Consider the following 25267-nt stretch of genomic DNA (forward strand, 5'->3'; position numbering starts at 1 on the left):
GGGCATCGTGGTATTGGAAGCTTGATAATTATAAATGGAATGTCATGAAGAGATTAGCGCTACTACTCACTTTATTCGCGAGCTTTACTGCCTTTGCACAAGGCGATGCAGAAGCAGGTAAAGCAAAATCAGCCACTTGTGCCGCTTGTCACGGTGCAGACGGTAACAGCGTCATTCCCGCCAACCCTAGCCTTGCAGGTCAGCACGAAAAATACCTTCTTAAGCAGCTCAAAGAGTTCAAGCTGGGTATGACGACTGGCGGAGAGCAAGGTCGTAACAATGCCGTGATGGCCGGCATGGTGGCTGCACTGTCTGAGCAAGACATGGCAGATTTGGCGGCATACTACGCATCACAAACAGCGAAACCGGGTACGACTCCGGAATCTTCTATCGAAATTGGTAGAGAGCTGTACATGGCTGGTGACCAAGAGCGTGGTATTGCAGCTTGTATTGCGTGTCACGGCCCTCGAGGTAACGGCACCGCACTGTCAGGCTTCCCGAAAATTTCCGGTCAAAACGCCGATTACATGAAAGCCCAGCTGATGGCATTCCGTGACGGTCAGCGCAACAACGACCTTAACGGCATGATGCGCATTGTGGCGCAGAAGCTGTCAGATAAAGAAATCGAAGCTATCTCGAACTATGTAGGCGGTCTGCACTAACAGACTGTGCAATAGTCAGATTGCGCAAAAAGACGTCAAAAAGGCAGCGTTCGCTGCCTTTTTTCGTTTGGGTTTCTATTATTTCCCATGATCTTGTAAGCGATTGACCATTCTTTATAGAGAAAGGTGCTTAAATATTTGCTGGTTTTTATTTTTTTCTTCTATATTTCAGAAAGATACTTTTTAAGTGCATTTGGTAATGGTTTGAATTGTGAGTTACCGCCTGTTTTGAAAAGTGCGAAAGCGTAAACTTATTCATGTCGACAGGAGCACGACACGGAAAGGACAATCAGGACGATTTCGCAGGGCTGCGCAAGGATTCAAACGGACTTTGGCTTAGGAAAGCCTCAGAAACCAGGACGTTATGTTGTCAGGACGGCATTCAAAAGTGTGAAGGATTCACACTCAGCATGGACCACCTTCAGGACGAAAGGTTAGGACACACACCAGGATGGTGATGACGACAGGACGTTGCGAGTAATAACTCAAATAAAAATGGCAGGACGCCCGCGCTTAGAAGGACCCTTATTCACCGGGATGTGGTGTTACTGTTAGGGATGAAAACGGTAAATCCGTTCATTAGAACGCTATAGAGCGACAGGCTTTGCCTGTCGCTTTTTTCTTATTCAACTTTCTGCTACATTTCCCGCCATTCAATTTGGTGTAGAAATCCCCATGTCCCTTGAATGCCCTCTATGTAGATCTGCTGATATAGCCGATTTCGAGCAGGATAGACGTCGCCGTTACTTCCGTTGTCAGGAATGCTATCTGGTCTTTGCAGACCCTGAGTGCCTGTTATCACCGGAGGAAGAAAAAGCCGTCTACGACAAACATGAAAATGTCGTGGAAGATGAAGGCTATCGACGTTTCCTAAGCCGTCTCGCGACACCGCTTATGGAAAAAATGGGTGAGGGCGCCAAGCAAGGCTTAGACTTTGGATGTGGTCCCGGTCCGGCTTTAGCCGCCATGCTTGAAGAAGCCGGACACCAAATGGCCGTGTACGATCCGTATTTTGCGCCCAACCTCAGTGCGTTGGACGCTACGTATGATTTCGTGACCTGTACAGAAGCCATTGAACACTTTTATATGCCTCACAGGGAATGGAGACAATTGCTGAACTTGGTCAAGCCGGGAGGCTGGTTAGCCATTATGACCAAGCTCGTTATTGATGCTCCAGCTTTCAAAAGCTGGCATTACAAAAATGACCCAACCCACGTGAGTTTTTTCAGTCGCGAAACGTTCCGCTTTTTGGCCGAGCGTGATGGTCTTGACGTGGACTTTGTTGGTAACGACGTAATTTTACTGAGGAAGAAAAACGAATGACCCGCAAGAAAAAAGCCCGCAAAGTTGGCTCTGAAGGTCCTGCGCAATACAGCGAGAAGTCGCTGACCAAAGAAGACATTGCTGCGCTGGCACGCAAGCGTAAGAGCAAGCGCAAAGGTCTGAAGTCTGGCTCACGCCACTCGGAAGGTAAAACCGCGCAACAGCGTCAGGCGCAGGCACAACGCGACCCGCGTCTGGGCAGCAAAAAGCCTATCCAGTTGGTGGTAGAAGCCAAACCACATCCAAAATCTGCAGAAGCGAAGAAGGCCCGTCGCCTGAGCGCTGAGCAGGAATTGGAAATGTTGGAAAATGATGCGCAACTAAATGTGCTTCTCGACCGTATTGAAAAAGGTGACAGTTTGGGCGCAGGCCTTCAGCAATACGTTGATGAGAAGCTGGATCGCATTGAGGTGCTAATGAAGCAATTGGGTCTGTTCGAAGAGGACGAGCCTGAAGTGGAAGAAGCACCGAAGAAAAACAAACGCCGCGATGACGACGATTTGCTGGCGGAGTTTGAAAACTTCAAATTTGACCAGGAGTAAGTGTTGGAAACTCTTCCTATAGGTGTTGTGGTACTCGGTGGTGCCATCATTCTCGGTTTGGCTATGTATGCAGGCTGGTTGCTGTCGAAACTTCGCCATCAAACCAAAATGCAGGAAAAGGCGATGAACGCCGCTATCAAGCAACGTAACGAGAAAATCATTGAGAGTGTAGATGTGATTGCCATGGCGACACTGCAAGAGCAGTGCGACCTGTCAGAAGCGGCTATCCGTCTTTACATGATCATGGACCACCTGCAGGGAGAGAAGCGCGTAGAATTCCCTGAGCGCTTCCCCGCACTTTACGAATTGTATGATGTGGTGAAAGACATGCCACGCGGCGATGCGCGTAAGAAGATCGAAAAGCGTGAACGCATGCGCCACGACATGGAGCGTATGAAGGCGGAAGCCCGTCTTCAGCAGGCCATTCATACAGAGCTTGAGGAAATCCTCGCATTTACTGGCGCAAAAATGACGCCGGTGCGTACCTTAGCGAGTTAACAACTCAGCCATAAAAGGTACGATCTGACCAACAATTTTCCCGTTCCTTGTGCGGGAACAATTCTTAGCAGCCGGAGAGTGTGGCAGAATTAGCCAACTTACACTTTCCGGTTGTTCATTTTGGCGGGAACATACATGTCTAAGCAGCAAATTATCTGGGATCAGGCACTGATCGAGAAGTATAACTACTCAGGGCCGCGTTACACCTCTTACCCAACCGCACTGGAATTCCATGAGGTTTTCACGGCGGCTGAGTTTGATATGGCATGCACCCAATACCCAGATCGTAATCTGTCTCTGTATGTGCACATCCCGTTTTGCCACACCCTTTGCTACTACTGTGGCTGTAACAAGGTGATCACCCGTCATGCACACAAAGCGGATCAGTATCTTGATGCGCTGGAACTGGAAATCCGTCAACGTGCATACCTGCTTCGCGACCGCAACGTGACTCAACTGCACTGGGGCGGCGGTACGCCAACCTTCCTGACCAAAGAGCAGATTTCCCGCCTGATGTCCCTGCTGCGTGAAGAATTCCGTCTCAATGCCGATGCGGAAATCAGTATCGAAGTGGATCCGCGTGAAATTGAACTCGACATGTTGGATCACCTGCGTAGTGAAGGCTTCAACCGTCTAAGTATCGGCGTGCAGGATTTCGATAAGACAGTTCAGAAAGCGGTGAACCGTGAGCAGGATGAAGACTTCATCAAAGCCATGGTGGTGCGTGCCAAAGAATTGGGTTTTCGCTCGACCAACCTGGATCTGATTTATGGCCTTCCGCACCAAGATAGTGCAACCTTTGCTAAGACATTAGAGCAGGTGCTGACCATGCAGCCGGGCCGTTTGTCTGTTTTCAACTATGCGCACCTGCCACAACTGTTCGCGGCGCAGCGAAAAATCAAAGAAGACGATTTGCCATCGCCACAGGAAAAACTGGCGATGTTGGAGCAAACCATTAACACCCTGACTGGCGCAGGCTACCAGTTTATCGGTATGGACCACTTTGCCTTGCCGGATGATGAACTGGCGGTAGCGCAGCGTGAAGGCATCCTCCACAGAAACTTCCAGGGTTACACCACCCAAGGCGATTGCGATCTGCTGGGGTTGGGGGTGTCAGCGATTTCCATGATTGGTGATTGCTATGCACAGAACCAGAAAGAGCTGAAGAAATACTACGGTCAGGTCGACGAGCAACGCCATGCGCTGTGGAAAGGCGTAATGCTGGATGGCGATGATTTGCTTCGCCGCGAAGTCATCAAATCGCTGATCTGCAACTTCACACTGGACAAGCGTGCGATTGAACGCGAGTTTGATGTTTCCTTCGATACCTACTTTGCGGAAGATTTGGATTTACTGCAGTGCTTTGTCGATGATGAGCTGGTGAGCATTGATGCAGATACCATTAAAGTGACGTTGAAAGGCCGCCTGCTGATTCGCAACATCTGCATGTGCTTTGACACTTACTTGCGTGACAGAGCACGTCAGCAGCAGTTTTCCCGCGTGATTTAATGCTGTCTCACACCACAAGAAACGAAAAAAGCCGCTGATTGCGGCTTTTTTGTTGGCTGTTGATGGGGCGTTATACGCCGCTGCCGATGCTGAAAATAGCCAGCACCACAGCCAGAGCTGCCGCTGCCAGTTGACCTGGGCCAGCAGCAACAATTTCATTTGCGGTAAACAGTGCGTCGAACATGATACTTCTCATCCGGCGTAAATATGGGTTTTCAACCAAGGGGCTTATCAAAGAAAAGGCTCTGCATTGACCTTGATTGCTTAAAATTCGGCGGCATTCTACTTGAGTTTTGAACAAAAAAACACCGGCTTTTGCCGGTGTTTTCAGGATATTTTTCAGGTGAACGGATTAGCCGCGGGATGCTGCTTTGGCTTTCAGTTCCGCTTTTTCGCTATCAGACAGGAACGCGATTTCCATGCCGTTCGCTTGAAGCTGAGTGATTTGCGCTTGGCTCAGACCGGCCTGTGGTGCGGCTACTTCGTATTCGTAAGGCAACTCGATACCTGATACAGCAGGGTCATCGGTGTTCAACGTTGCCAGAATGCCTTGTGCCAGGAACTGTTTCACCGGGTGTGCTTCCAATGAAGCCACGGTGCTGGTTTGCACGTTAGAGGTCAGGCAAGACTCAATGCCGATACGGTTTTTGGCCAGAAACTCCATTAATGATGGGTCTTTGATGGCTTTCACACCATGGCCGATACGGGTTGCGCCCAGCTCATTGATTGCCTGCCACATGCTTTCTGCCCCTGCCGCTTCGCCAGCGTGCACAGTCACATTCAAGTTAGCTTTACGGACTTTGGCAAAGTGGTCGTTGAACTGGTGACCCGGCTGACCCAGCTCGTCACCGGCCAAATCGATAGCAACCAGGTGCTCTTTCAGTGCCAACAGCGCATCCAGCTCCTGCATGCAGGCTTCCACACCAAAAGTACGGCTCATGATACCAATCAGGTTGGTTTTCACGCCGAAGTCACGGCTACCAGCCTGAACGCCATCAATCACCGCTTCCACCACACCTTGCACTGGCAGTTGGTGCTTCATCGCCATGTAGTAAGGTGAGAAGCGCAGCTCTGCATAGTCAATGCGTGCATTCAGTGCGTCTTCGACATTTTCATAGGCAACACGGCGAACCGCATCCAGATCGCCCAGTACAGCGACACCCCAATCCAGCTTGGACAGGAAACCAACCAAATCCGGCTCGTTAGACATAACCTGAACGTGAGGGCGGAGTGTGTCGATAGTGTCAGCAGGAAGCGTCATGCCGAACTTCTGACCCAGTTCCAGAATGGTGTTAATACGAATATTGCCATCAAGGTGACGGTGCAAATCCGTCAGAGGAAGGTGGGTTGCGATCATGTGAATATCCTTAAATCAACTTTTGGCAAGTATAAGGACTAAATACAAGGTCGTCAGTAGGGCAGGAAAAGGAAACCGCCTAAAAAGGCGGTTTTGAAAAGGTTGTTTACCAAATTTGTTTAAATGGTGAACTGTTTTGGGTTTATGGCATTTGAAGCTCTTTGAGTTTACGGGTCAGGGTGTTACGTCCCCAACCAAGCAGTTTTGCTGCTTCCTGCTTGTGCCCCCGTGTGTGGCTGAGTGCTTCACGCAGCAAGATACGTTCAAATTCAGGCAAGGCTTCACGTAGCAGATTGTCATCACCGTTATCCAGCGACAGGCGAGCCCATTGGGATAGTGCGGCCTGCCAGCTGTCACCTTCGCCGGTACTTTCCATTGATTCAGGTTGCATCAGCTCTGGCGGCAAGTCTTCGGGCAAAATTTCTTTACCGCTCGCCATCACTGTCAGCCAGCGACAGGTGTTTTCAAGCTGGCGTACGTTACCGGGCCAGGAAAGACCTGACATTAAATCCAGCGTGGTCGGATGCAGTGATTTGACCTCGATATCGAGCTCATCAGAAGCTCGCTTGAGAAAGTGTTTGGCGAGCTGACCGATATCCTGACGACGTTCACGAAGCGGTGGAAGGTGAACACGAATGACGTTCAGGCGGTGGAACAAGTCTTCACGAAAACTGCCTTCGGCCACCAACCTTTCGAGGTTCTGGTGGGTTGCTGCAATGATACGGACATCCACATTGATGGCCTGATGGCCACCGACACGATAGAACTGGCCATCAGCCAGTACGCGCAGCAGACGGGTTTGGATATCCAGCGGCATATCACCGATTTCATCCAGAAACAGGGTGCCGCCATTAGCCTGCTCAAAGCGGCCCTGACGGACATTGTTGGCACCGGTAAAGGCGCCTTTCTCGTGACCAAACAGTTCGGACTCAATCAAGTCTTTAGGGATTGCCGCCATGTTAAGCGCGATAAAAGAGTTTGATGCGCGTGGGCTATGGCGGTGTAGAGCATGGGCAACCAACTCTTTACCCGTGCCGGACTCACCGTTGATCAATACGGAAATCGATGAACGGGAAAGGCGACCAATGGCGCGGAAAACTTCCTGCATAGACGGCGCTTCACCGATAATCTCCGGTGCGGCTTCCATGGTTTCTTTGGGAGAGCGCTGGCGTTTTTGCTCCTGACTGTGGGAAACGGCGCGCTCAACCAAAGCAACAGCTTCATCAATATCAAACGGCTTTGGCAGGTATTCAAATGCCCCTTTCTGATACGCGCTCACTGCAGCATCCAGATCCGAGTGAGCAGTCATAATGATGACTGGCAGTGTCGGGTATTCAGATTGCAGACGGTTTAGCAGGGTGAAGCCGTCGGTGCCCGGCATGCGGATATCAGAGACAAGTACATCCGGGACTTCCCGGTTTAATGCATCCAGCACGCTGTCAGCGTCGGCAAAAGTTTCACAAGCAAGCCCAGCTGCGCTCAGGGTGCGTTCCAGTACCCAGCGGATTGAGCTGTCATCATCGACGACCCAGATTAGTCCTTTGCTCATATTCTCCCCTTAGCGACGAATGGGTAACAAAATGGTGAAAGTGGTGTGTCCCGGCCAGCTATTAACGTAAATCTTGCCTTTATGCTGATCTATGAGGTTTCGGGTAATGGAAAGTCCCAGCCCTGTGCCTCCGGGGCGCCCTGACACCATGGGATAAAACAAGGTGTCCTGGAGCTCAGGGGCAATGCCGGGACCATTGTCAGAAATATCGATACGTGCAGCCAAACGGTGGCGCTTCCCGCCAATCACGACTTGATGCTCAGTACGGGTGCGGAGAATGATTTCAGCATTTGGGCTGTCTCCCATAATTTGCGCTGCATTGTTCACCACGTTGAGAATGGCCTGTTCCATCTGGTCAGGATCCATCTCAATGTCGGGCAGGCTGGGGTCGTAGTCACGCTCTACCACCACTTTATCTGCACTGAGTTCAACCAGCTGGCGAACTTTCTCCAGTATGACGTGGATGTTTTCTTGCTGGCGGTGACCGGGCTTTTGTGGCCCCAGTAGTCTGTCGACCAGATTGCGCAGGCGGTCAGCCTGCTCAATGATGATGCGGGTATATTCCGCAAGATTTGGGTCGGGCAGCATTTTCTCTAAAAGCTGAGCCGCACCACGAAGGCCACCGAGCGGGTTTTTAATTTCATGGGCAAGGCCACGCACCAGCTCTTTGGCAGCCTGCTGTTGTGCCTGCTGCTGCAACTCTTTACTGATTTGTTGTTGGTGACCAATGGCTTTGATTTCTATCAGCATGGAAGGACTGCGCGCCCACATTAAAGGGCTGGCACTCAGCTCGACTTTGCGCTGGTGGCCGTCAACAACGATGGTGACATCGCTATCTGTTAGCCCTTGACCGCCAGAAAGCGTTTCCTTGACCAGGCTGAGGTCGATTGAACAGTGTTGCAACAGTTCGGGAAGGGGATGCTCTAGTAAACGACGTGCACTCAGGCAGAGCAGTTGCTCGGCTGCAGGGTTGGCATAGGTGACAACAAGATCATTATCAAGCACCAACACCGCAGTGATGAGGTTATCCATAACAGTTTCGGTCAGCGTGGCCACATTACCTTCCTTTTGATTGCACCAATATGGTGCAATCCAGTTTACTCGATAGTGCGTTGTTGTGCAGCGAAGAAAAACCGCTTTCTACAGCAGCGCTGCCAAATAGCGTCTCAGCCTGTGTTATCTGGGGGTTGGCTTGCCCGGAGGCAGTGCTTTCTTCTTGGTTGCCCGATGCAGATACACAGTAACTGAATGGGATGCTGCAATTACCTTGCCATCTTGTAGTAATTGCACCTTTATGGTGTGGGTGCCTCGATCAACGTTGTTTAGGGTTAAAGATGCACCTTTTGAGGCGGGCTGTTTCTTTCCATCAATCACGGCGCGAACAGATTGATTTTTCCCTAGTGGCAGGTCGGTAGAAATATTGAGGGTGATATTGCCTTCATTACTGCGAATGGTGGCTTCATCGCCCGGAGAGAGCAGGGAAATTGAGCTGGCCAGCGGCGGCGCTTCGGGGGCATCAGGTATGGGCGGCGCTTCCGGCGTGGCAGGTGAAGCAACATTGGATGGCCCCTGAGCAGGTAGAGGAATCGTACCTAACACCACCTCGAGCTCCAAACTCGCGGAAGGTGGCGAATCGCTGAAATGCAGAGTGCCATTTTCATCAACCCAGCGGTAATACTCACCCGCACTGGCGGACACAGACAGTGCACCAAAAAGGAGCATACCGATTTTGCGCATCATGAATTCCTTGAGTTTCTGGCGGGATGCCAACAAACCTATTTTCCGTGGGGGAGAAATCCAGACAATAGAAAAAGGGCCCGCCTGTGAGCGAGCCCTTTGATTTGGTATGAAACCCGTTGAGTTACACTGAGTAGTACAGTTCGAATTCCAGTGGGTGAGTGGTCATGTTCACCTTCTCAACGTCCTGAGATTTCAGCGCGATGTAAGAATCGATGAAGTCATCAGAGAATACGCCGCCTGAAGTCAGGAACTCACGGTCGTCGCTCAGTGCTTGCAGAGCTTGCTGCAGAGACTCAGCAACAGTTGGGATTTCTGCTGCTTCTTCTGCTGGCAGGTCGTACAGGTCTTTATCCATTGCATCGCCAGGGTGGATCTTGTTCTTAATACCGTCAAGACCAGCCATCAGCATTGCTGCGAACGCCAGGTATGGGTTAGCCGATGGATCGCCGAAGCGAACTTCGATACGACGTGCTTTCGGGCTTGGTACCACTGGGATACGGATAGAAGCAGAACGGTTACGTGCAGAGTATGCCAGCATAACAGGAGCTTCGAAGCCTGGAACCAGACGCTTGTATGAGTTGGTAGACGCGTTCGCGAATGCGTTGATTGCGCGAGCGTGCTTGATGATACCACCGATGTAGTACAGAGCAGTTTCAGACAGGCCGCCGTACTTGTCGCCAGCGAACAGGTTTTGACCGTCTTTCGCCAGAGATTGGTGAACGTGCATACCTGAACCGTTATCGCCAACCAGTGGCTTAGGCATGAAGGTCGCAGTCTTACCAAATGCGTGCGCTACGTTGTGAACAACGTACTTGTAGATTTGGATTTCATCCGCTTTGCTGGTCAGGGTATTGAAACGCGTTGCGATTTCGTTCTGACCTGCAGTTGCTACTTCGTGGTGGTGTGCTTCAACAACCAGACCCATCTCTTCCATTACCAGACACATTGCTGAACGGATGTCTTGAGATGAATCAACTGGTGCTACTGGGAAGTAACCGCCTTTAACGCCAGGACGGTGACCTTTGTTACCGCCTTCGAAATCAGAACCTGTGTTCCATGCTGCTTCTACGTCGTCAATCTTGAAGAAAGAACCTGACATGTCAGTCGCGAATTTCACATCGTCAAACAGGAAGAACTCTGGCTCAGGACCGATCAGAACAGTGTCTGCGATACCGGTAGAGCGCATGTAGTCTTCAGCGCGTTTTGCGATAGAACGTGGGTCACGGTCGTAGCCTTGCATAGTTGCTGGCTCAAGAATGTCACAACGTACGTTCAGCGTTGCATCTTCCGTGAATGGGTCAAGTACTGCTGAAGACGCGTCAGGCATCATCACCATGTCTGACTCGTTAATGCCTTTCCAACCTGCAACAGATGAACCGTCGAACATTTTACCTTCTTCGAAGAAGTCCGCGTCGATCTGGTGTGCTGGGATTGAGATGTGTTGCTCTTTACCTTTGGTATCGGTGAAGCGCAGGTCAACAAACTTAACTTCGTGCTCTTGGATTAAGGCGAGTACGTTTTCTACTGACATGTGAATAAACCTCCGGTGTCATTGTTCTCTAACTTGGTGAAGTTGCTTCTATGCGTTCCACCAAAAAATGGGTCTGGCTCCACTAAAGCTAAAAGTGTGCCAAGTTTGAAATCCCAGTCATTCCGCGCTTTTACACGAAAATGACTTAAAAAAGTGCGTTACTTCGATCAATTATGGTGCGCGTCCGCACCAAGATGGTGCAACTGGAAGGGTTGCGTGCCAATCAACTCATTCAGCAGCGGTTCGGCGATGTTGTCAACGTCAGAACAATGGGATGGATAAGACAATGTTGGAGCTGTGAGGTGGATCGAAAGTCGGCCCATTGTGGTGCAATAAAAAACGTAAGTAGTCGACCCATCATAAGGAAGAAAAATGTTGCCCATATGTAGCGCACTGTTCGTCCGCAGGCAGTATTAGATAAGGGATGGAGACAGACTTCCAAAGTGGGCTTTTTGTGTCGGTAACAAGGCAGAACGAATATAAATTGATCCTAAGTCACATATTTCGTGGGTTTTCAATAAAAATCTGGTAAATTACGGCCGGATTTTTAATCAGTGGCGGTGAGCGCTTTCGGCAAAGCCGGAGCTTTTGGCGGCACATCTTTTTTGAGTGAAAGAGAACCCATGTCTACTTTACAGATAGATAAACTAAGAAACATCGCGATCATCGCGCACGTTGACCACGGTAAAACCACCCTGGTTGACAAACTGCTTCAGCAGTCTGGCACCCTGGAAACCCGTGGCGAGCACGAAGAACGCGTCATGGACTCGAACGACATCGAGAAAGAGCGTGGCATTACCATTCTGGCGAAGAACACCGCGATTAACTGGAATGATTACCGCATCAACATCGTAGATACCCCAGGACACGCCGACTTCGGTGGTGAAGTGGAACGTATCATGTCGATGGTTGACTCTGTACTTCTGATCGTTGACGCAGTTGATGGCCCAATGCCACAAACTCGCTTCGTAACGCAAAAAGCGTTCGCACACGGTCTGAAGCCAATCGTTGTTATCAACAAAATCGACCGTCCTGGCGCGCGTCCTGACTGGGTAATGGACCAGGTATTTGACCTGTTCGATAACCTGGGTGCTACTGACGAGCAGCTGGACTTCCAAGTGGTTTACGCATCAGCACTGAACGGTTGGGCGACCCTGGAAGAAGGCGAAACCGGCGAGAACATGGAACCACTGTTCCAGGCTATCGTTGACAATGTATCAGCACCAGAAGTTGATACTGACGGCTCTCTGCAAATGCAGATCTCTCAGCTGGACTACAGCTCTTACGTTGGCGTTATCGGTGTTGGCCGTGTGACCCGTGGTTCTGTAAAACCTAACCAGCAAGTGACCATCGTAGGTGCTGACGGTAAGACCCGTAACGGTAAAGTCGGTACGGTACTGGGTTACCTGGGCCTTGAGCGCCATGACGTTGCATCTGCAGCAGCAGGTGACATCATCGCAATCACCGGTCTGGGTGAGCTGAAAATCTCTGACACCATCTGTGACGTGAACGCGGTTGAAGCGCTGCCAGCGCTGTCTGTTGACGAACCAACTGTGACCATGACTTTCCAGGTGAACACCTCTCCTTTCGCAGGTAAAGAAGGTAAGTTCGTGACTTCACGTAACATCCTTGAGCGTCTGCAGAAAGAACTGGTGCACAACGTTGCACTGCGCGTTGAAGAAACTGAAGACCCGGATAAATTCCGCGTTTCAGGTCGCGGTGAACTGCACCTGTCTATCTTGATCGAAAACATGCGTCGTGAAGGCTTCGAGCTTGCTGTATCTCGTCCAGAAGTTATTCTGAAAGAAGAAGATGGCCAGCTGATGGAACCGTTTGAGACCGTGACCATTGACGTTCAGGAAGAGCACCAGGGCGGCATCATGGAGAAAATCGGCCTGCGTAAAGGCGAGCTGAAAGACATGTCTCCAGACGGTAAAGGCCGTGTACGTATGGACTTCATCATGCCATCTCGTGGCTTGATTGGCTTCCAGACTGAGTTCATGACCCTGACTTCTGGTTCAGGTCTGATGTACCACACCTACGACCATTACGGTCCACACAAAGGCGGTAACATCGGCCAGCGTAACAACGGTGTACTGATTGCGAACGCAGCGGGTAAAGCCCTGACTAACGCCCTGTTCAACCTGCAGGAGCGTGGTCGTCTGTTTATCGGTCACGGTGTTGAAGTTTACGAAGGCATGGTTATCGGTATTCACAGCCGTGACAACGACCTGACTGTTAACGCCCTGAAAGGTAAGCAGCTGACCAACGTACGTGCATCAGGTACTGATGACGCACAGGTACTGACTTCACCAATCAAGTACACACTGGAGCAGGCTCTGGAGTTCATCGATGACGACGAACTGGTAGAAGTCACCCCAGAAAGCATCCGTATCCGTAAGAAACTGCTGACTGAAACTGACCGTAAGCGCGCAAGCCGCGGCAGCAAGTAAGCCTTCTTAGGAACGTAAAAAAGCCTCCCGGTTGGGAGGCTTTTTTGTCTCTATCGCTTTTTTTCTGCGTTATTTGACGAACTTGTTGTAAACAAACAGCAGGATAAGTGCGCCCACTGTTGCCATTACGATGCCGCCAATGCTAAGACCGGTTGTGGTGCCAATGCCCAGTAGTGTGCTGACCCAGCCACCCACCACGGCGCCCGCAATACCCAGCAGGGTAGTGATGATGAAACCGCCACCGTCTTTTCCTGGCATGATCCACTTCGCGAGAATACCTGCGAGTAAGCCAAGAATGATCCAAGAAATAATGCTCATATTTTCTCCTCCAAGTTGAGAAACGGTACTACCGTTGAATGCAGGCAGTAAATTGCCTGGGCACACATTACGGCAGTTTGTCTCACACCGTCTGTTTCAAAATAGAGAAAATCATTGAGACGCCTTGAGATATGAACCTTAGTTCTTTAGGGTTGCCAGGAAGCGCTCTGACTCTGCAATAGCGGCTTGCATGTCTTTGATTGCACGATTTATTTCATGTTCTAAACCAGCAAACTCTCCCTTCAAAGCACCAATCGCAGCGGCATTGAGGTTGTGCTTCAGGTAAAGGGTGTTATCACGTAATGTGTCGAGAACCGGCTCCATTTTGCTTTCTGCTTTTTTCATCGCAGACAGCATTTGTGCGTAACTGCGTTCGGTTTCCTTGAGTTTACGTTCGCTGTCACGGCGAAGCGTGGCACTGGAATAGAGTGACAATTCTTCGCGCCACTCATCAAACAGGGCATCAGACACATCTTCTACGGCTTCGATGCGCTCGCGCACATTTTTCACCGCAGCTTCGCTGTCTTCATATTGATCGTTGATGGTGTCGTACATTGTTTGTAACTCTCCACCATCAAAATTAGTCAGAGTGGTGAGTGCATCAAGTGCACTGGTAAACTGCTCGCTGGCTTCCTGCTGTGCATCGGAAGCAGCCTCAACGCGATCGGCCATGATGTCACGCTTATGCACGCCAACCTTTTCCATGGTGGCGTAGTAAGCTGACTGACAGCCAGCCAGCGTAAAAAACAAAAGCAGGGTGGAGATGAGGCGCACGGTACACTCCTTCGTGTATGATTAATTTTCTAAATAAAGACTATGGTTGAAGCATTGGAACGACTCAAGCATTCATTGCCCAAGGTAGGGCAAATTCTGTTCGCCTTCACAAGGCATCTTATTCGACGTGTTATTCATGACCGCCTGACAGTGACTGCCGGTTACATGGCTTATGTCACTTTGCTGTCGCTGGTACCTCTCATCACTGTGGTGCTGTCAGCATTATCGTTAATCCCAGGCTTTGCGGATGCCGGCGATCAGATCCGCACTTTTGTACTGCATAACTTTGTCCCTGCCTCCGGTGATGCGTTGGAGCAATACCTCAACCAGTTTGTCGCTAACGCAGGTAAGATGACTGCTGTCGGTGTGGCCTTCCTGTTTGTGGTGGCCTTGATGCTGATCTCCGCTATCGACAAGAGCCTGAACTACATTTGGCGAATCAAGCACAAGCGCGCGCCTGTGGTGTCGTTTTCTATTTACTGGATGGTGCTGACCCTTGGTCCTGTGTTGGTGGGCAGCAGTCTGGGTGTGAGCTCTTATCTGGGGTCATTGAACCTGCTTGAGCTTGATGGGGCAGACATATGGGCGCCAACCCTGCTGAAGTGGTTGCCGTTTTTGCTCACCGGTCTGGCATTTTTGGGGCTCTATACGCTGGTACCTAATTGTCGGGTGCGTCTTGCACATGCATCTGCCGGGGCTATATCCGCTGCTCTGCTATTTGAATTCAGCAAAAAAGGCTTTGCCTTCTATGCCACCAATTTCCCGTCCTATGAACTGATTTACGGTGCGCTGGCTGTGGTCCCTTTGCTGTTTGTCTGGGTCTATCTCAGCTGGTGTATCGTGCTGATTGGTGCTGAGATCACCGCTTCGCTCGGCGAGCGTCAGATGTGGGAAACTCCCACTCCTTCAGAACCAAAACAACTTACTGATAATTAAGACGATAAGAAAGGAGCTGCTATGATTGCGCTTATCCAGCGAGTAAGCGAAGCCAGTGTGGTGGTTGACGGCGAGACCGTCGGTGCGATTGGCAAAGGGCTGTTGGTGCTGCTGGGTGTTGAAAAAGGCGATGACGATAAGAAAGCGCATCGCCTGCATGAGAAGGTGTTGGGTTACCGCGTGTTCAGTGACGAAAACGACAAGATGAACCTGAACGTGCAACAGGCGGGTGGAGAGGTACTGGTGGTTTCCCAGTTCACGCTGACAGCTCTCACTAACAAAGGGATGCGTCCCAGTTTTAACGGCGCGCCTCCGGCGGAAGCGGATCGTCTTTATCAATTGTTTTCGCAATATTGTCGCGAAAGCGGTGTCAAAACAGAAAATGGTGTGTTTGCAGCCGATATGAAAGTGAGCCTGGTGAACGATGGTCCGGTGACTTTCTGGCTGCAGGTTTAATAACCCAGTTGGGTTTACGAGGAGAGAAACGGGATGTTTCGGTTAATCACCCCTACCAAGGATGATGAGCTTCAGGCGTATTTTCATTTTCGCTGGAAGATGCTTCGTGAACCTTGGCGTCTGCCGGAAGGCTCTGAACGTGACGCCTATGATGTGGGCTCTCACCACCGCATGATTGTAGACGCTAAAGGCGAGCCGATCGCTATTGGCCGTCTTTACCTGACACCGGACAACGACGGTCAAATCCGCTACATGGCTGTGGCTCCGCAATATCGTCAGCGTGGTTTGGGTGCACTTATTCTGATGACGCTGGAATCGCTGGCACGCCAGGAAGGCGCGAAACGACTGGTCTGTAACGCCCGTGAAGACGCCATTGGTTTCTATAGCCAGAACGGTTTTGTCAATCAGGGCGAGCTCAGTGAAGAGCGCGGCCCTGTGCGCCACCAACAGATGCTGAAAACCCTCGATATGATGTCCGATGTCGTGCGCCGCCCGGAATGGTGTCACGAGCTTCAGCAGCGCTGGGAACAGCAAATCCCTATCAGCGACAAAATGGGTATCCGCATCAATCAGTTTACCGGCTACCGCTTTGAAATTTGCGCGCTGCTCAATGCCAACCTTAATCCCCATGACTCTATGTTCGCAGGCAGTGTGTTTAGCATGGCAACCCTCGCTGGCTGGGGGATGGTATGGCTGCTGATGAAAGAGCGTCAGTTGTCAGCAAGCATCGTGCTGGCTGACAGCCATATCCGATACCGTCGGCCGATTCTGGAACGTCCGCGCGCTGTGGTCTCTCTTGATGGGTTAAGTGGCGATCTCGATCGCCTTGAAAACGGCCGCAAAGCCCGGGTGAAACTGGAAGTCACTTTCTACAGTGGTGATGAAGTGGCGGGGACCTTCACAGGCACCTACATGCTGGTTCCTGAGCAGGAAAAAGCAGCAGATACCATTGAAAGCCAAACATTACTGTTTGGCTGATTTTCCAACTTGTTTACTGGCGTGAATGGGATAATCCGCCATTGCCCGTCACCAGGTCCCATTGTCCCGACAGCGTTGAGCGCTGTCCTTCCTGCACCAAACTGAGCGGAGCCAGCCCAATCCGGCCGCGATCGGCAGCGATTTTTACTTCGCCAAGACTCACTGGCAGTGCCACTTTCTCCGCTTCCCCGCTTTTATCCGCAAACAACATCAACAAAGATTGACCGAAGGATTCTCCTTGGTTAACGAGCATCACGGTACGGTGCGGTGTGGCTTTGAGATCTCCGGTCAGGCTGTAAGCCAGACTGTCCTTATCTCCACCCAGTGCAGAGACGCGCACTGAGAGATCATGTTCACCTTCGAGAGGCAGGTTCAGCCCTAACCAGCGCGAATAAATGGCGGTAGGCAAACTGAGTCCTGTGCCTTCAAACAGCCAAGGGCGACTTGGATTGGTTAGGTCGGCATTAGCCTTAGCGGCCAGCTGGCCTTGTTGAAACGTCAGGCTCAGTGGGTCAAGCCGCCATATGCCATCTTCGACGCGCATAGCCAGATACGGAGAGGAAACCGGAATACGGTTGATGCTGGCGGCTTTAGCACTCCCCGTTAGCTCACCTAGCCACATCCCGTTGTGACTGGCTTGTCTTAGCAGTAAATCTTTTCCTTTCAGGTTGAGACCCATCACCTGCAGTGGGAAAGCCGGATCTGGCACTGTGATGTTCGTGTGTCTCACAGTAAGGTTGTTCAACCGGATATTGTCAAAACCCTTCCAGTACGTCGAAAGTGATCGGGACAGCCCGTCTTCAAGCTCAAGGGTGAGGCCATTCAACACCAACGAACGCAATGAAAGTGACGCTGGTGTCATGTCACCGGCAAAGGAGATATACCCCTCGTCATCTACTTTGGAGGAAAAGGCTCCGACCTCGATACGTGAAGGGGAAAGCGACATCTCTGCCAATACATCGGTCAAGAGCCACGTGTCGTAGTTAATCAGATTGGCATTGAAAGAAAGCAGGGAGGAAGCATCGTTGGCGGCCCACACCAATTCGCCGCCCTGCAAGTTGACTGATTGTGCCGAGAGGTTTAGATGCTCGAGGGTAAGCGTGTCCAGAGATGCACTGACGTCCAGCAAATCAAGGCGGTTGATGGCAATATCGTAATCTTCGCTCAACGATGCCCACATTGCAGTGAGATTTGAAAGGTTATTAGAAGGCTCAATACGTGCGTCACTCAATGTAAGCTGGTGGAGTGTGACTTTGCGGTTCTCGATGGTAGCGCTGCCAGTGATATTGCCAAACTCGCTGTTAAACGACAGTCCCCAAATTTCCCATTTTTCCTCATTCAGCTCACTGTCGAGCAAGAGGTTGGTCAGTGTCTGGCCATCGATAGAAAGAGAGGGGGTCGAGAATTGGAACTGTCCCTGCCAGCTTCCCCATTTCTCTTCGGTATTTTGCCAGTTGGCGATTTGAATATCGGCATGGTCAAACGCAAACGCGCTGCTTTGGTAGGCGACATCGTCCAGTGCAAGATGCTTTATAGACAGTGATTCCGGAAGTGCCGCTTTGTCGGCTAAATCAATCGTCGCTTTGCGGATCACTACGCTTTGCAATGTCAGCGAACCATCAATGGAGTCCCACAGCGACAGTGCTGCTGAGGCGTAGCCTGCACGGTAAAGGGTATTGCCTGTTTCCTGTTCAACCAATTCTGGTTCAATCAGTGTGAGGGAAAAAGGCGAGAGCAGATCGTAATCCAGCGAGCTGGCACGTAAGGTATAAGGCGTGAGGGTTGCCACGGTTTTTTGCACCAATGGCAGACCGTAATTCGTGCTGAGTACGGTAATAAGCGCACCCAATGCGACCAAGGTGATAATGACAAGCGAGGCAAACAACTTGGCGAGGAAACGCATTTGGCGGTGTTCTCTCTATGGTTATCAGATGCGAAAGGGGCAGCGTGTTACGCCGCGATTCTGTTGAGGTTGGCGCAAAAATCAACGTTATTCAAGCAGTAATCTGTTTCAGCGCCAAGGCAATGGAGGAATTTAGAGATTGTCCGTCAAACTGCAAAACAAAAAGCCCCCGGAGCAGGGGGCTTTCTATCTTTATGTTTGTGGCGACGGTCGGTTAGTTGAGCTGTGGGCCTGCTTTCACCAGCGCCTGACCTTCTGGGGTGTCAGTGTATTTCGCAAAGTTGTCGATAAAGCGTTTTGCCAAATCTTCGGCTTTGCTTTCCCACTGCAGAGGGTCAACGTAAGTGTCACGAGGATCCAGAATATCCGGATCAACATCGTGCAGCTTCACAGGCACTTCCAGATTGAAGATTGGCACCACTTTGGTTTCAGCTTCTTCAATCGAACCGTCCAGAATCGCATCGATGATCGCGCGGGTATCCTTAATAGAAATACGCTTACCTGAGCCATTCCAGCCAGTGTTGACCAGATAAGCTTCTGCACCTGACGCCTCCATACGCTTCACCAGTACTTCTGCATACTTGGTTGGGTGTAACGTCAGGAACGCATTGCCGAAGCACGCTGAGAAGGTTGGCGTTGGCTCGGTGATGCCACGTTCAGTACCCGCCAGTTTGGCGGTGAAGCCAGCCAGGAAGTGGTACTTGGTTTGCTCAGGCGTTAGTTTGGATACAGGTGGTAATACGCCGAATGCATCTGCAGACAGGAAGATCACTTTGTTAGCATGGCCGCCTTTCGATACCGGCTTCACAATGTTTTCAATGTGATAAAGCGGGTAAGAAACACGGGTATTTTCTGTTTTTGAACCGTCGTCGAAATCAATGGAGCCGTCGTTGCGAACGGTGACATTCTCGAGCAGTGCATCGCGACGAATCGCATTATAGATGTCTGGCTCAGCTTCTTTAGAGAGCTTGATGGTTTTCGCGTAACAGCCACCTTCGAAGTTGAAGATGCCGTTGTCATCCCAGCCGTGCTCGTCATCACCGATCAGTGCACGTTTTGGGTCGGTAGATAGTGTGGTTTTCCCCGTGCCGGAAAGACCAAAGAAGACAGCCACTTCGCCATCTTTGTTCATGTTGGCGGAGCAGTGCATAGAAGCAATGTCCTGGAGCGGAAGGAAGTAGTTCATCATCGCGAACATACCTTTCTTCATTTCACCGCCGTACCAGGTGCCACCGATGAGCTGCATGCGCTCAGTCAGGTTGAATACCGTGAAGTTTTCGGAGTTCAGACCATGCTCCTGCCACTTCTCGTTGACGCACTTCGCACCGTTCATGACCACGAAATCAGGTTCAAAGTTTTCCAGCTCTTCTTCGGTTGGGCGGATAAACATGTTTTTCACGAAGTGTGCCTGCCAGGCCACTTCGGTGATCACGCGGATGCTCAGTCGGGTATCGGGGTTGGCGCCACAGTAACCATCAATCACAAACACACGTTTGCCTGATAGTTGGCGGGTAACGAGGGCTTTAAGGTCATCCCAGACGTGTTGGTCGATAGGCTTATTATCATTCGTTCCTTGATCTGACCACCACAGGGTGTTTTCGGTAGTGTTGTCGCGCACAATGTATTTGTCTTTGGGAGAACGACCGGTAAAAATCCCGGTATCGACAGCCACTGCGCCTAGCTCCGTTACAGTGCCTCTCTCAAATCCTTCCAGCTCCGGCTTTGTTTCTTCAACGAAAAGTTGTTCATAGGTAGGGTTACGAACAATCTCTTTAACATCGTGTAAGCCGTGTTTTGACAAATCGATATTATTTGCAACCTTTTTTTCGACGTTCATGACAGTCATAGGTGCTCCTTGGGTAAGATGTAATGTAACTGTCGTCCATGCTAGCAACCTGAATTAGTCAATTCAGAGAGTTAACTCAAAAAATAACCACAAACAAATTAAGGGTTTGTAATAGTCTTAACCAGTCTGTACTTATAATATTACCGTCATGTTGCGCATGTGTGCCACACGAGATTGGTTATTATTTGTACAAAATTAAGAGGTTAGCGTTCAGCGTACTTTTTTTGCGAAAAGTGGAGATTTGGCAGAAAAAAACCGGCTCAGAGGCCGGTTTTTGAAGGATTTTTAACCATTAATTATTTAAGAAAATTATTAATGTACGGCTTCTGATGAAGGGCCGTTTTGGTCAAAAATTGCTGAAATATCAACAGAATCGAATTCATAGTCAGCACCGCAGTAGTCGCAGTGAAGTTTGATATTTCCAGTCTCAGCGACCATTTTTTCAACTTCCTGACGCTCAATGGCAGCAATTGCAGAAGCGCTGCGCTCACGCGAGCATGAACACTTGAATGTCACACTTTTTGGCTCGTAGACTTTCACATTTTCTTGGTGGTAAAGACGGTATAATACTTCCTGCGCTTCCAGCGAGAACAGCTCTTCGTTTTTCACTGTCTCAGTCAGTTTTGCCAGATGATCGAAATCGTCTTCTTTGCCCATGCCATCCGGCAATACTTGCAACAGCATGCCAGCCGCTTTTGATTGGCCGTCCGCTTCCCCGGTGCGTAACCATAGACGGGTTTTCAGCTGTTCAGAACGTGCGAAGTAATCTTCCAGACATTCCTGAAGCGTGTCACCTTCCAAACCGACGATGCCTTGGTAGCGCTCGCCTTGCTCCGGCTCGATGGTGATCACAATGTGACCTTTACCCATGAGTTCTGGCAGGGTTGCGGTTTCTGGCAGATCGCCGTTCCAGCGTGCCGTGCCGCGAAGCACCTGATTGTGGTTACCGTTGATAACAATCAGAGATACTGGGCCGTCACCTTGAATTTGTACGGTAATGCTGCCTTCAAACTTCAGCGTTGCTGTCAGCAGGCTGGTTGCTACCATCAGCTCTCCCAGCAGGTTTTTTACCGGTGCCGGATAGCTTTTGCTGCCCGTCAGCTGTTGGAATGAATCAGAAAGTTGAACCAGTTCGCCGCGTACAGAGACGCCATCGAACAAGTAACGGTGCAGACTGTCTTGTGCCATGGGATAACTTCTCCGGCGTTAATCGTTACTGTGTCTAAATTTGATAATATCGCGTCGCTGCTTTTTGTCAGGACGACGATCTGGACTTGGGTTGTGTGCATTTAGCTGACGCTCAAGGCTTCGTTGTTCCCTGCGCGTCACGCTTTCATTGGTTTCACTGTAAAGGGCCTGAGCCTCCGGCGCGCCGCGGCGACGCTCACTCAGTTGTTCGACGATGATGATTTTCTCATCAAAGCCTTGTCTCAGTTTGATCTCTGCGCCGATTTCTACCAGTTTGCTCGGTTTGGAACGTTGGCCGTTGTAGTGAACCTTGCCACCATCAATCATATTTCTGGCGATGGTTCGGGTTTTATAAAAACGTGCCGCCCACAGCCATTTATCCAGTCTGACCTGCAGATCCTGATCAAAATCGTTATCTTTCGAGCCCACTAGACACTCCTTTACATTCGGGGGGCTAAACTTATCACGTTTGCTGAATACGATCAGCATCACAATTCGAGCTCTTATATGGTGTCCATTCGTCTAACTTTCAAGCCGCAATGGAATCATTCAGACAAAAATCAGTTCTCACTTATCGGCAATGGACAAGAAAACAGGTAAATTGGTGAGTCAATTTCATATTCTTATTCTAAGGTGCCAAAAGGCATCAGATTGCGGCAATTGACTGAATGGCAATGAAGTGCCGATGTTTGTAACAGGAAAAACATGTCTTCGAATTTTGGGATAAAGCGCTTACCTGTCTGGGCGCAACCACAACTAGGAAAAGCGTTCCCGGCTACACTCGCGAAGTGGGTAACGCGTTTGCTGGTATTGATACTGGCATGGACGCTGGGAAGACTGGTATGGGTTTGGGTGCCCAACTCTGCGCCTGAAGCCGTTTCCGGTGCGCCTGCTGCTGCGGCGACAGTTGTCGCACAGGGACCCGCCTATCAGCTTGACCAATTGGTCAACCGTCACTTCTTTGGCCGATATAGCGCCAAAGCCGCTCCCGTCGAGAAAAAACCTGAACCTGTCGTCGAGGCTCCTCGTACCCGCCTGAATCTGACCTTGGTGGGCTTGGTCGCTAGTTCTGAACCTGATCGCGGTTTAGCTGTGATAGCCAACCGTGGCTCGCAAAAAACCTACGGCATTGGTGAAGCGATAGAGGGGACGCGGGTTATTCTTCGTCAGGTGCAAACCGATCGCGTTATTTTGCGAAACAATGGGCGTGATGAAGCGCTGATGCTAGCGGGGGTCGATTACAACCAGTCCAGCTCTTCCCCAGCGCCCACTCGAGCGCAAAGCAAACCGAATATTCCAAAGAACACGGGTGAAGCTGACCTGAGCAATGTGAAAGCAGAAATCATGAATAATCCGCAAGCATTGCTGAAATACATCACACTGTCTCAAGAGAGAAACGAAGAAGGGCTGGTGGGTTATCGCCTTGGGCCAGGTGGAGACAGCCGACTGTTCGAACAGGCGGGTCTTCAATCCGGTGACATTGCTGTGGGTATCAATGGTGCTGACTTGACCAACCCAGCAGAAATGAACCGTATCTGGCAAAGCTTGTCTGATGCCTCTGAAATCAGCCTTACCGTCCAGCGTGACGGTCAATTGCACGAAATTTATATCGGTCTGTAACTGGACTGGAAACGGAGAACGAAGTGAATACGTGGAAAAAACGTAAAACATCCTGGTTAGTTGCAGGTGTGCTTGCCATGCAAAGCATGGGAGCTTGGGCTGCCGAATTCAGTGCCAGTTTCAAGGGAACAGATATCCAGGAATTTATCGAGATTGTCGGACGCAACCTCGAAAAGACCATCATTGTTGACCCAGCGGTGCGCGGTAAAGTGAACGTGCGCAGCTACGACGTGCTGAATGAAGATCAGTACTACCAATTTTTCCTCAACGTACTGTCGGTTTACGGCTTTGCTGTGGTCGAAATGGAAAACGGTGTGCTGAAAGTGGTGCGTGACAAAGACGCCAAGCAATCGGCAATTCCAGTCGTGGGCGACAATGACAATATTCAGGGCGATGCGGTTGTGACCCGCGTTGTCTCAGTGAAAAACGTCTCTGTACGTGAACTGTCTCCGTTGCTGCGTCAGCTGATTGATAATGCCGGTGCCGGTAACGTGGTTCACTATGACCCAGCAAATGTCATCATGATCACAGGCCGTGCAGCGGTAGTAAACCGTTTGGCTGACATCATTGAGCGCGTTGACCAAGCGGGTAACAAAGAAGTTGAGGTCGTTAACCTCAAGCATGCTTCGGCATCAGAAATGGTGCGTATTGTTGAAAGCCTGAATAAGCAAGGCGACGGCAAGAACACTCCAGCGCTATTGCAGCCAAGTTTCGTTGCCGATGAGCGCACCAACTCCGTACTGATCTCCGGTGAGCCGCAGGTACGCGATCGCATTCGCCGTCTGATTTCCCAGCTTGACCGTGAAATGGCAACCGTTGGTAATAACCGCGTTATTTATCTGCGTTACGCCAAGGCCGAAGATGTTGTTGATGTGCTTCAGGGCGTATCTGAAAACTTGATTGCTGAGAAACAGGGCGGTCAGAAGGCTGCTGCCAGCGTGGGTGGCGACGTAAAGATTTCTGCGCATAAAGGCACAAACTCATTGGTCATTACTGCGCCACCAGACATTATGCGTGCTTTGGAAGGCGTGATTTCGCAGCTGGATATTCGCCGTGCCCAAGTTCTGATTGAAGCGATGATCGTCGAAATGTCAGAAAGCGACGGTGCAAATCTCGGTATTCAGTGGGGCTCACTGGACGGTGGTGGTATCCAGTTTGGTAATACTGGCGTACCAATTACCAATTATCTGGCCGCTCAGGAAGAAGCGAAAGACACCACAACGACAGAGTCGCGCTTCGACAACAATAACAACCTGGTTCAGGTGCCAATTACTGAGTCTGGCGACCCAACGGCGATTGCAGAAGTGTTGGGTGGCGTCAGTGGCCTCGCTGCTGGTGTGGTATTTGGTGACTGGACTGCTCTGGTGACTGCAGTGTCGACCAACAGTGATTCCAACATCCTTTCTTCGCCAAGCCTGATGGTATTGGATAACGAAGAAGCTTCATTCATCGTGGGTGAGGAAGTGCCTGTTGTGACGGGCTCTGCCACAGGTTCCAACAACGACAACCCATTCCAGACTGTTGAGCGTAAAGATGTTGGTGTGAAGCTGAAGATTACCCCACAAATCAACGAAGGTGATTCCGTACAGCTCAACATCGAACAGGAAATTTCGAACGTATTGGGCGCAAGTGGCGCCGTCGATATCCGCTTTGGTAAGCGTCAAATCAATACTTCGGTACTGGCGGCAGATCAGCAAATGATTGTGTTGAGTGGTCTGATTGACGAGCAAACCAACGAGAGTGAGCAGAAGGTTCCATTGCTGGGTGATATTCCTATCCTCGGCCACTTGTTCAAATCTACCTCGTCAGGCAAAACCAAGCGTAACCTGATGCTGTTCATCAAACCGACGATCATCCGCACCGGTCTGACCGCAGATGGCATCACACAGCGTAAGTACAACTACATCCGCGCCGAGCAGATTTTCCGTGCACAGGAAGAAGTGAAGTTGATGCCGGGCGTGACAACGCCAGTATTGCCGGAATTTGGCTCTGATTTGACCATGCCTGCGGAAGTACGCGCCATTATGGCTGAGCTGAGGTAAGGCCATGGAATTGCTGTCCCAGGATACGGAAGTCGAAGCAGA

Annotated in this window: 22 protein-coding genes; 11 read left to right on the forward strand and 11 right to left on the reverse strand. The window is 50.5% G+C overall.

The window, feature by feature from the left end; all coding sequences use genetic code 11:
- The first annotated feature begins 44 nt into the window (after window positions 1-44).
- The 5 genes from D515_RS14820 to hemN all read left to right on the forward strand — a co-directional run bounded on the left by D515_RS14820 (window position 45) and on the right by hemN (window position 4534).
- Window positions 45-662, forward strand: coding sequence for a c-type cytochrome (locus tag D515_RS14820; protein ID WP_002539694.1), 618 nt, complete (start codon window positions 45-47; stop codon window positions 660-662).
- A 675-nt stretch (window positions 663-1337) separates the two neighbouring features.
- Window positions 1338-1985, forward strand: coding sequence for a class I SAM-dependent methyltransferase (locus tag D515_RS14825; protein ID WP_002539697.1), 648 nt, complete (start codon window positions 1338-1340; stop codon window positions 1983-1985).
- Window positions 1982-2527: a Der GTPase-activating protein YihI gene (gene yihI, locus D515_RS14830; RefSeq protein WP_002539698.1), complete on the forward strand. Its 546-nt coding sequence runs from the start codon at window positions 1982-1984 to the stop codon at window positions 2525-2527. The genes D515_RS14825 and yihI overlap by 4 nt, the downstream gene beginning before the upstream one ends.
- Window positions 2528-3025, forward strand: a complete 498-nt coding sequence (locus tag D515_RS14835) for a DUF2489 domain-containing protein (protein WP_039850154.1) — start codon at window positions 2528-2530, stop codon at window positions 3023-3025.
- A 135-nt stretch (window positions 3026-3160) separates the two neighbouring features.
- Window positions 3161-4534: an oxygen-independent coproporphyrinogen III oxidase gene (gene hemN, locus D515_RS14840; RefSeq protein ID WP_002539701.1), complete on the forward strand. Its 1374-nt coding sequence runs from the start codon at window positions 3161-3163 to the stop codon at window positions 4532-4534.
- Window positions 4535-4886: 352 nt separating this feature from the next.
- On the opposite strand, the gene add is transcribed toward hemN, so the two are convergent.
- From add to glnA, 5 genes are all read right to left on the reverse strand, one after another.
- Complete coding sequence (gene add, locus D515_RS14845) at window positions 4887-5891, reverse strand: adenosine deaminase (protein ID WP_002539704.1); 1005 nt, start codon at window positions 5889-5891, stop codon at window positions 4887-4889.
- Between the two features lie 142 nt (window positions 5892-6033).
- Window positions 6034-7440: a nitrogen regulation protein NR(I) gene (gene glnG, locus D515_RS14850; protein ID WP_002539706.1), complete on the reverse strand. Its 1407-nt coding sequence runs from the start codon at window positions 7438-7440 to the stop codon at window positions 6034-6036.
- A gap of 9 nt (window positions 7441-7449) precedes the next feature.
- Window positions 7450-8496 (reverse strand): nitrogen regulation protein NR(II), encoded by a 1047-nt coding sequence (gene glnL, locus D515_RS14855; protein ID WP_002539708.1) that lies wholly within the window; start codon window positions 8494-8496, stop codon window positions 7450-7452.
- Window positions 8497-8616: 120 nt separating this feature from the next.
- Window positions 8617-9180, reverse strand: coding sequence for a DUF4124 domain-containing protein (locus D515_RS14860; RefSeq protein ID WP_039850157.1), 564 nt, complete (start codon window positions 9178-9180; stop codon window positions 8617-8619).
- Window positions 9181-9301: 121 nt separating this feature from the next.
- Window positions 9302-10711, reverse strand: coding sequence for a glutamate--ammonia ligase (gene glnA, locus D515_RS14865; protein WP_002539711.1), 1410 nt, complete (start codon window positions 10709-10711; stop codon window positions 9302-9304).
- A gap of 623 nt (window positions 10712-11334) precedes the next feature.
- Between glnA and typA the strand changes: the two genes are divergently transcribed.
- Window positions 11335-13164 (forward strand): translational GTPase TypA, encoded by a 1830-nt coding sequence (gene typA, locus D515_RS14870; RefSeq protein WP_002539714.1) that lies wholly within the window; start codon window positions 11335-11337, stop codon window positions 13162-13164.
- Window positions 13165-13233: 69 nt separating this feature from the next.
- Here typA and D515_RS14875 read toward each other — a convergent pair whose 3' ends face one another.
- Together D515_RS14875 and D515_RS14880 are read right to left on the reverse strand one after the other, a co-directional pair.
- Window positions 13234-13482: a GlsB/YeaQ/YmgE family stress response membrane protein gene (locus D515_RS14875; RefSeq protein WP_002539716.1), complete on the reverse strand. Its 249-nt coding sequence runs from the start codon at window positions 13480-13482 to the stop codon at window positions 13234-13236.
- Window positions 13483-13620: 138 nt separating this feature from the next.
- Window positions 13621-14256 (reverse strand): DUF2959 domain-containing protein, encoded by a 636-nt coding sequence (locus D515_RS14880; RefSeq protein ID WP_002539717.1) that lies wholly within the window; start codon window positions 14254-14256, stop codon window positions 13621-13623.
- Window positions 14257-14298: 42 nt separating this feature from the next.
- Between D515_RS14880 and D515_RS14885 the strand changes: the two genes are divergently transcribed.
- Genes D515_RS14885 through D515_RS14895 form a run of 3 tightly spaced genes read left to right on the forward strand, consistent with a single transcriptional unit; the run spans window position 14299 to window position 16626 of the window.
- Window positions 14299-15192 (forward strand): virulence factor BrkB family protein, encoded by an 894-nt coding sequence (locus D515_RS14885; RefSeq protein WP_002539719.1) that lies wholly within the window; start codon window positions 14299-14301, stop codon window positions 15190-15192.
- Window positions 15193-15213: 21 nt separating this feature from the next.
- Entirely contained in the window at window positions 15214-15648 is a 435-nt protein-coding gene (dtd, locus tag D515_RS14890) for a D-aminoacyl-tRNA deacylase (RefSeq protein ID WP_002539721.1), read from the forward strand.
- A gap of 33 nt (window positions 15649-15681) precedes the next feature.
- Window positions 15682-16626: a bifunctional GNAT family N-acetyltransferase/hotdog fold thioesterase gene (locus tag D515_RS14895; protein WP_002539722.1), complete on the forward strand. Its 945-nt coding sequence runs from the start codon at window positions 15682-15684 to the stop codon at window positions 16624-16626.
- A 13-nt stretch (window positions 16627-16639) separates the two neighbouring features.
- Here D515_RS14895 and D515_RS14900 read toward each other — a convergent pair whose 3' ends face one another.
- From D515_RS14900 to hslR, 4 genes are all read right to left on the reverse strand, one after another.
- A complete protein-coding gene (locus tag D515_RS14900; RefSeq protein WP_002539725.1) occupies window positions 16640-18529 on the reverse strand; it encodes an AsmA family protein in 1890 nt (629 codons plus the stop codon).
- A 214-nt stretch (window positions 18530-18743) separates the two neighbouring features.
- Entirely contained in the window at window positions 18744-20375 is a 1632-nt protein-coding gene (pckA, locus tag D515_RS14905) for a phosphoenolpyruvate carboxykinase (ATP) (RefSeq protein WP_002539726.1), read from the reverse strand.
- Between the two features lie 312 nt (window positions 20376-20687).
- A complete protein-coding gene (gene hslO, locus D515_RS14910) occupies window positions 20688-21563 on the reverse strand; it encodes an Hsp33 family molecular chaperone HslO (RefSeq protein ID WP_002539728.1) in 876 nt (291 codons plus the stop codon).
- An 18-nt stretch (window positions 21564-21581) separates the two neighbouring features.
- A complete protein-coding gene (gene hslR, locus D515_RS14915; RefSeq protein ID WP_002539730.1) occupies window positions 21582-21992 on the reverse strand; it encodes a ribosome-associated heat shock protein Hsp15 in 411 nt (136 codons plus the stop codon).
- A gap of 276 nt (window positions 21993-22268) precedes the next feature.
- On the opposite strand from hslR, the gene gspC reads away from it, so the two are divergent.
- Together gspC and gspD are read left to right on the forward strand one after the other, a co-directional pair.
- Window positions 22269-23183 (forward strand): type II secretion system protein GspC, encoded by a 915-nt coding sequence (gene gspC / locus D515_RS14920; RefSeq protein ID WP_002539731.1) that lies wholly within the window; start codon window positions 22269-22271, stop codon window positions 23181-23183.
- A 23-nt stretch (window positions 23184-23206) separates the two neighbouring features.
- Complete coding sequence (gene gspD / locus D515_RS14925) at window positions 23207-25225, forward strand: type II secretion system secretin GspD (RefSeq protein WP_002539733.1); 2019 nt, start codon at window positions 23207-23209, stop codon at window positions 25223-25225.
- Window positions 25226-25267 lie beyond the last annotated feature (42 nt).

The sequence above is a fragment of the Grimontia indica genome (assembly GCF_000333895.2).
Classification (GTDB): Bacteria; Pseudomonadota; Gammaproteobacteria; order Enterobacterales; family Vibrionaceae; genus Enterovibrio; species Enterovibrio indicus.

Bases quoted from the DNA above. Each gene is read 5' to 3' on its own strand.
- D515_RS14820 (WP_002539694.1), top strand. From the start codon at position 45: ATGAAGAGATTAGCGCTACTACTCACTTTATTCGCGAGCTTTACTGCC.
- D515_RS14825 (WP_002539697.1), top strand. From the start codon at position 1,338: ATGTCCCTTGAATGCCCTCTATGTAGATCTGCTGATATAGCCGATTTC.
- yihI (WP_002539698.1), top strand. From the start codon at position 1,982: ATGACCCGCAAGAAAAAAGCCCGCAAAGTTGGCTCTGAAGGTCCTGCG.
- hemN (WP_002539701.1), top strand. From the start codon at position 3,161: ATGTCTAAGCAGCAAATTATCTGGGATCAGGCACTGATCGAGAAGTAT.
- add (WP_002539704.1), bottom strand. From the start codon at position 5,891: ATGATCGCAACCCACCTTCCTCTGACGGATTTGCACCGTCACCTTGAT.
- glnG (WP_002539706.1), bottom strand. From the start codon at position 7,440: ATGAGCAAAGGACTAATCTGGGTCGTCGATGATGACAGCTCAATCCGC.
- D515_RS14860 (WP_039850157.1), bottom strand. From the start codon at position 9,180: ATGATGCGCAAAATCGGTATGCTCCTTTTTGGTGCACTGTCTGTGTCC.
- glnA (WP_002539711.1), bottom strand. From the start codon at position 10,711: ATGTCAGTAGAAAACGTACTCGCCTTAATCCAAGAGCACGAAGTTAAG.
- typA (WP_002539714.1), top strand. From the start codon at position 11,335: ATGTCTACTTTACAGATAGATAAACTAAGAAACATCGCGATCATCGCG.
- D515_RS14875 (WP_002539716.1), bottom strand. From the start codon at position 13,482: ATGAGCATTATTTCTTGGATCATTCTTGGCTTACTCGCAGGTATTCTC.
- D515_RS14885 (WP_002539719.1), top strand. From the start codon at position 14,299: ATGGTTGAAGCATTGGAACGACTCAAGCATTCATTGCCCAAGGTAGGG.
- dtd (WP_002539721.1), top strand. From the start codon at position 15,214: ATGATTGCGCTTATCCAGCGAGTAAGCGAAGCCAGTGTGGTGGTTGAC.
- D515_RS14895 (WP_002539722.1), top strand. From the start codon at position 15,682: ATGTTTCGGTTAATCACCCCTACCAAGGATGATGAGCTTCAGGCGTAT.
- D515_RS14900 (WP_002539725.1), bottom strand. From the start codon at position 18,529: ATGCGTTTCCTCGCCAAGTTGTTTGCCTCGCTTGTCATTATCACCTTG.
- pckA (WP_002539726.1), bottom strand. From the start codon at position 20,375: ATGACTGTCATGAACGTCGAAAAAAAGGTTGCAAATAATATCGATTTG.
- hslO (WP_002539728.1), bottom strand. From the start codon at position 21,563: ATGGCACAAGACAGTCTGCACCGTTACTTGTTCGATGGCGTCTCTGTA.
- gspC (WP_002539731.1), top strand. From the start codon at position 22,269: ATGTCTTCGAATTTTGGGATAAAGCGCTTACCTGTCTGGGCGCAACCA.